The 5,723-nt window shown below is 62.0% G+C and carries 6 protein-coding genes; 4 read left to right on the top strand and 2 right to left on the bottom strand.

Annotation, left to right across the window (positions count from 1 at the left end):
• The first annotated feature begins 250 nt into the window (after window positions 1-250).
• The 3 genes from CAPSK01_RS23915 to CAPSK01_RS18280 are packed head-to-tail and all read left to right on the top strand — an operon-like array spanning window position 251 to window position 2,600.
• Window positions 251-406, top strand: a complete 156-nt coding sequence (locus CAPSK01_RS23915; protein ID WP_273704031.1) for a hypothetical protein — start codon at window positions 251-253, stop codon at window positions 404-406.
• A complete protein-coding gene (locus CAPSK01_RS18285; protein WP_034930084.1) occupies window positions 406-1,608 on the top strand; it encodes an ATP-binding protein in 1,203 nt (400 codons plus the stop codon). Before CAPSK01_RS23915 ends, CAPSK01_RS18285 begins: the two co-directional genes overlap by 1 nt.
• A complete protein-coding gene (locus CAPSK01_RS18280) occupies window positions 1,605-2,600 on the top strand; it encodes an AAA family ATPase (protein WP_034930081.1) in 996 nt (331 codons plus the stop codon). The genes CAPSK01_RS18285 and CAPSK01_RS18280 overlap by 4 nt, the downstream gene beginning before the upstream one ends.
• A gap of 301 nt (window positions 2,601-2,901) precedes the next feature.
• Here the strand turns inward: CAPSK01_RS18280 and CAPSK01_RS18275 are convergent, their stop codons facing one another.
• Together CAPSK01_RS18275 and CAPSK01_RS18270 are read right to left on the bottom strand one after the other, a co-directional pair.
• Complete coding sequence (locus tag CAPSK01_RS18275) at window positions 2,902-4,296, bottom strand: heavy metal sensor histidine kinase (RefSeq protein ID WP_034930078.1); 1,395 nt, start codon at window positions 4,294-4,296, stop codon at window positions 2,902-2,904.
• Window positions 4,293-4,970: a heavy metal response regulator transcription factor gene (locus CAPSK01_RS18270; RefSeq protein WP_034930076.1), complete on the bottom strand. Its 678-nt coding sequence runs from the start codon at window positions 4,968-4,970 to the stop codon at window positions 4,293-4,295. The genes CAPSK01_RS18275 and CAPSK01_RS18270 overlap by 4 nt, the downstream gene beginning before the upstream one ends.
• A 243-nt stretch (window positions 4,971-5,213) precedes the next feature.
• On the opposite strand from CAPSK01_RS18270, the gene CAPSK01_RS18265 reads away from it, so the two are divergent.
• A partial coding sequence (locus CAPSK01_RS18265) for a TolC family protein (RefSeq protein WP_034930134.1) occupies window positions 5,214-5,723 on the top strand: 510 nt, incomplete at its 3' end.

Here is a 5,723-nt window from a genome sequence, read left to right as displayed (position 1 = left end):
TACAGCTCATCTTCCAGCGCCTCGGCCAGGTCCGCCGCCGCCATCAGTAAATTGATACAACGCAGCAATTGAAAGTGGACATACCGAACAGAGAAGATCGGCGATTTTTTGAGGCGCCGATAATCACGAAGATCGCCGATTCAGTTCCTGGAGAACGGGATCAAAGAGCAGCATCAGGAAAAACTGGTAACATGAAGCTTGCCCTTTGGCAGACGAAAAACCGAGGGGACCTCCTCACTTCAAGCCGCATGTGGCGCTCAAACCCCTGCTCGAATGGCTGCACAGGAACGGCTCGGATCAGGCCAGCCGCAACACGGTCTCGCGCGCCGTGTCGATCTACAACGCGTGGGCGGCAAGCCAGGCGGTCAAGCCGACCCAAGGCTCGCTGTTTGAGGAGTACGACTGATGACCGCTTTCATTGATGCCGAGCTTGTGGCCTTGTTGCGAGATCTGGAATCGGACCGGGTCGAGCGCAAGCAATCCTTCAAGGGCTCTGCGCCGGACAAGGTTCGTGAGGCGGTATGCGCCTTCGCCAACGACCTCGCCGGGCATGGCAGCCCAGGAGCCATTTTTATCGGCGCAACGGATGACGGCACACCCGCCGCCGATTTTGCAGTAACAGATGAGTTGTTACGACAATTGGCCGATATCAAGACCGATGGCAACATTGCACCACCGCCAACGCTGCTGGTGGAAAAACGTCGTCTCGCCAGTTCCGACTTTGCCGTTATCACCGTGTGGCCTTGCGACACGCCTCCGGTACGCTACAAGGGCCGTATCCATATACGCTGGGGACCGCGCCGGGGACTGGCCAGCGCCCAGGACGAGCGCATCCTCAACGAGCGGCGGCGTCATCGTGATCGACCGTTCGATGTGCAGCCCGTTTCGGGTGCCACGCTGGAGGAGATCGACCGGCTGCGCTTCGAGCAGGAGTATCTGCCCTCGCTCGTGGCGCGCGATCTTCTGCTGGCCAATGAACGCAGTTTTGAGCAAAAGCTCGCCGCAACCAAGCTGATCGCCGCCGAAAATGAAGCGGTGCCCACCGTACTGGGACTACTGGTGTGCGGCAAGTTGCCATCCGACTGGATCGGTGGCGCCTACACCCAGTTCCTGCGCATTGCTGGAACCGACCTCACCGACCCGGTACAGGATGAAGAGGTCATCCACGGCACGGTGGCCGACCAGATCCGCCGCCTGGAGGAAAAACTCGAAGCCCATAACCGCCGCCGAATAGATTTCGCTGGCGTCGATAGGGAATCGGTTGGCGAGGACTATGCTCTCGTTGCGTTGCGGCAACTGGTGCGCAACGCCTGCATGCACCGCAGCTACGAGGCGACGAATGCGCCGGTGCGGGTGTACTGGTTCGATGACCGCATCGAAATCCACAACCCCGGCGGACCGTTTGGCAGCGTGACGGTAGAGAACTTCGGCCAGCCCGGCGTCACGGATTACCGCAATCCTAATCTGGCCGAGGCACTGCGGGCGCTGGGGTATGTACAGCGATTTGGCGCGGGCATCGCCATTGCCAAAAAGCACTTCGGTGCGCGGCTGTCGTTTCAGGTGCAACCCGGTGTGGTCGCGGCCCTGATCCACAGGGAGGGGCCATGATCAGCATCGCGTTTTTCAACAACAAGGGCGGCGTGGGCAAGACCTCGCTGGTCTATCACGTGGCCTGGATGCTTGCCGAGCTGGGCTACCGTGTACTGGCTGTCGATCTCGATCCACAGTCAAACCTGTCGATCATGGCTCTGGACGAAGAGCGTCTGGAAGCATTGTGGCCGGACGTTGCGCATCGGGAAACCCTGTTTGGAGCGGTCGAACCCCTGTTCGGCGGCACCGGGGACATTCGGCCCGCCCATATCGAGCCTTTGTCGGATGCCCTGGGCCTGATTGTCGGGGACCTGGCGTTGTCACGTATAGAGGATGATCTTTCTACCGAGTGGCCGCGTTGTCTGGAAGGACGGGAGCGCGCGTTTCGCGTCACCACGGCGTTCTGGCGAGTAATGAAAGAAGCGGCCGGGCGCCATCAGGCGGATGTCTTGCTGATCGACGTCGGCCCCAATCTGGGTGCGATCAATCGCGCCGCGTTGGTGGCGGCAAGCCATGTTGTGGTTCCGGTCGCCCCCGATCTGTTCTCGCTACAGGGTTTGAAAAACCTCGGGCCAACACTCCGGCTCTGGCGCGATACCTGGCTACAGGCCAGACCCAAGGCTTCGGCAAGCCTGGGCGAGCAGCCTGGCGGCGAGATGGCCGCTGTCGGTTATGTTCTGATGCAGCACGCCGAGCGGCTCGGGCGACCGACCAAAGCCTACGCCAAATGGCAGGCGCGGCTGCCACACGCCTATCGGGAAAGCGTGCTTGACGAACAAGCCGGACCAACGGGGCCAACGCCGGACCCGCAACAGATTCAACGCATCAAGCATTACCGCAGCCTGATGCCCATGGCGATGGAGTCGCGCAAGCCGATGTTCGCGCTGCGTGCCTCGGACGGAGCGATCGGTGCGCACCAGACCAACGTGCAGCAGTGCTACGACGACTTCAGAGATCTCGTTCTTGAAATCGCCAGGCGTGTGAAATTTTCCCGAGGCGCCAAACAATGAGACCACTGCTCGACACCGTGTGGCAGCGGCGTGGCACCAGTTGGATTTGGGACGAGGAGGCAGGCATGCCTGAGGCCCGCATAACGCCCGACTGCCGGGGCTCTCGCAGGCATCAGGCATGAAAGGGCAACGCGTATTGCGAGGTACAGAGGAAAAGCAGGCCGAAAGCCACGTCTCACCACCTCCGGCACCATCCACGCCCCGGCTTGCCGCCTGGCACGCGTAATCGCCGGCAGCGATCTCGCCCCCCAGGCAGGATGACCCGCGCAGAATGGCCAACACCCGCGCGAATCGCTCTGGCTCAAACCGGAATGTTCAGCCGAAACACCGTCACGCCGCTGCTGGAGCGGACGTCGACACTGCCGCCGTGGGCACGCAGGATGGAACGGGTAATCGCCAGGCCCAGCCCGGCGCCGTCGCTGAAGCGTTGCCGGGAGGAATCCGCACGGTAGAAAGGTTCGAACAGTCGCGGCAAGTGCTCGGCAGCAATCGTTTCGCCGGTGTTCTCGACCGACAGCCGTACCCAGTTTTCGCCAGTTTGCTCCAGATGCACGGCCATCCCTCCTCCGGTCGGCGTATGCCGCATCGCATTCGAGAGAAGATTGTGGATGGCCCGGCGCAACATCAGCCGGTCGCCCGAAACGACGGCGCTACCCGAGCAGGATAGGGAAACGTTCTTCTCCTCGGCAAAGGCCTCGTAGAATTCAAACAGCCCGTTCACTTCCGCACGCAGATCGACGGCTTCCCGGTGCGGAATGATCAGCTGGTTTTCGGCCTTGGCCAGAAAGAGCATGTCCGAAATCATCCGCGACAGGCGTTCGAGTTCCTCGGCGTTCGAGGCCAGAACCTCCTGGTATTGTTCGGCTGTCCGGGTTCTGGAAAGCATCACCTGGGTCTGGGTCAGCAGGTTGCTGACCGGTGTCCGCAGTTCGTGCGCCAGGTAGGAAGAAAAATCCGAGAGGCGCCGGAAGGACTCCTCCAGGCGTGCCAGCATGTCGTTCAACGTCCGGGCCAGGGCAACCAGTTCGACCGGAACGGAATCGACCGGCAAGCGGGCATTCAGCCGCTGCGCGGTGATCGCCGCCGCCTCGCGCTTGATCGCCTGCAACGGCGCCAGCCCCCGGCGCACCGCAATCCAGCCGAGGAGCCCGATCGACAAGGCGGCCAGCACCATGAACGACCACAGGGTGGTCCTGAAGTTGCTCATGAAGTGCTCATGGTGCGAGATCCCTGTCGCCACGGCCACGAGTGCCGGCGGCGCGCCCTCGATGCTCGTCCGGGCAAGACCGGAGATGCCACGAAGAGGCTGCTGGTCGCGAGTCTTCCAATAAACCGGATGCCGGGAAGCGGGCTCGACGCCCCGGTCCAGAAGAGTGCCCGGAAACTCGGCGCCAGTCGTGGCGAACAGCGTTTGACCGTCTGGCGCGACGACCACCACGGCGAGCCCAGGGTGGCCGACCAGGGAATCCTCGAGGTGCTGCGGCATGGCTTCGAGGTCGGCCGTGGAGCGAACTTTCTCGAGGGCATGCCGAGCCAGTTGCAACTTCCCGGTCAGAATCTCCATGTCCAGTTCTTCGAAATGTCGTTCGACCAGGTTGGCAATGAGCACACCGAGCAGCAGCAAGACCAGGGTGGACGCCGACGCGAACAGCAGGGTCAGCCGGAAGCTGATCGATTGCCGCCGGACTGGCTTCACTCGCCGCTTTCCAGTACGTAGCCCATGCCGCGCACCGTGCGAATCAGTTTGTCATCGAATCCCTCGTCCACCTTGAGCCGCAGGCGCTTGATCGCCACCTCGATCACATTGGTGTCGCTGTCGAAGTTCATGTCCCAGACTTGCGAGGCGATCAGCGAACGGGGCAGCACTTCACCCTGCCGCCGCAGAAGCAGCTCCAGCAAGGCAAACTCCTTGGCCGTCAGATCGATTCGCCGGCCCGCTCGGGTGACGCGTCGGCGCCGCAGATCGAGTTCCAGATCCGCCGCGCGCAAGAACCCGGATTCCCTGACCTTGCCGCCTCGGCGCAACAGCGTGCGGACGCGGGCGAGCAACTCGGCAAAGGCAAACGGCTTGACCAGATAGTCGTCTGCGCCGAGTTCCAATCCCTTGACCCGATCATCCACCGCGTCGCGGGCGCTCAGGAAAAGGACCGGCATGTCCTTGCCCGCCCCGCGGATGCCCTGCAGGATTTGCCAGCCGTCGATTCCCGGCAGCATGACATCGAGAATCACCAGGTCATAGGCTTCGTTCAAGGCGAAGTGCAGGCCGTCCAGCCCGTTGCTCACCAGATCAGCCACGAAACCCGCCTCGAGCAATCCCTGTTTGAGGTAAGTCCCCGTTTTCGGTTCGTCTTCCACGACCAGGATCTTCATCGTCGTTCTCCATTGCCCATCCCTGCCCATGGCGCATTTTGTGCCGTATGATCAGCCTTTCGGCGAAGATTACCGAAATGTAATCTTCGCGTCAGCGTCCGGTTGGGAAGGCTTGCTTATACTGCGCCACGCGCTTGGCAAGCGGGGTCTTTGCCGAGAGCCCACCGGAGAAACCAGCTGGATCGTGATCATCCGATGGACACGGCATCATCGACAGGAACCATTCAAGCATTGGGAGACGGCATGCGAGGAGGCAAACCCATCAGGACATTCGCCTGCTGCCTGATGCTGGGCCTGGCGACGCCGGTCCTGTCGCAGGAGGTCGTCATCGGCCGCACGGTCGAGAGCCTGCTCGAATTCGCGAAAGTTCGCAATCCCGAATACGCGGCCATGCAGGCGGAAGCGGACGCGGCGGCGGAACGGGTCACGCCGGCAGGCGCCCTGCCCGACCCGAAGTTCAGGATGGAATTGCGGGACATCACCCACTCCGGCGAGCAGAACCCGACGCTCTCCCCGAGCCGCGTCGGCAGCACGAAGTACCTGCTGTCGCAGGATCTTCCCTGGTTCGGCAAACGCGATCTGAAACGCGAGGTGGCGGAATTCGAAGCAGCGAGTGCCAGAGGACGCGCCTTCGGAACCTGGTCGGAAATCGCCGCCAGAATCAAGACGACCTACGCCCAATGGTACTACGTCCAGCGCAATGAGCGCCTGACGCAGGAAATCCTCGACCTGATGCGGCGCCTCGAAAAAATC

The organism is Candidatus Accumulibacter vicinus, assembly GCF_000584955.1.
GTDB lineage: Bacteria > Pseudomonadota > Gammaproteobacteria > Burkholderiales > Rhodocyclaceae > Accumulibacter > Accumulibacter vicinus.
The sequence above is the reverse complement of the archived record's forward strand: the minus strand, read 5'-3'. Positions and strand labels throughout refer to the sequence as shown.

Coding starts and splice junctions, on each gene's coding strand:
- CAPSK01_RS18285 (WP_034930084.1), top strand. CDS start 406: ATGACCGCTTTCATTGATGCCGAGCTTGTGGCCTTGTTGCGAGATCTG.
- CAPSK01_RS18280 (WP_034930081.1), top strand. CDS start 1,605: ATGATCAGCATCGCGTTTTTCAACAACAAGGGCGGCGTGGGCAAGACC.
- CAPSK01_RS18270 (WP_034930076.1), bottom strand. CDS start 4,970: ATGAAGATCCTGGTCGTGGAAGACGAACCGAAAACGGGGACTTACCTC.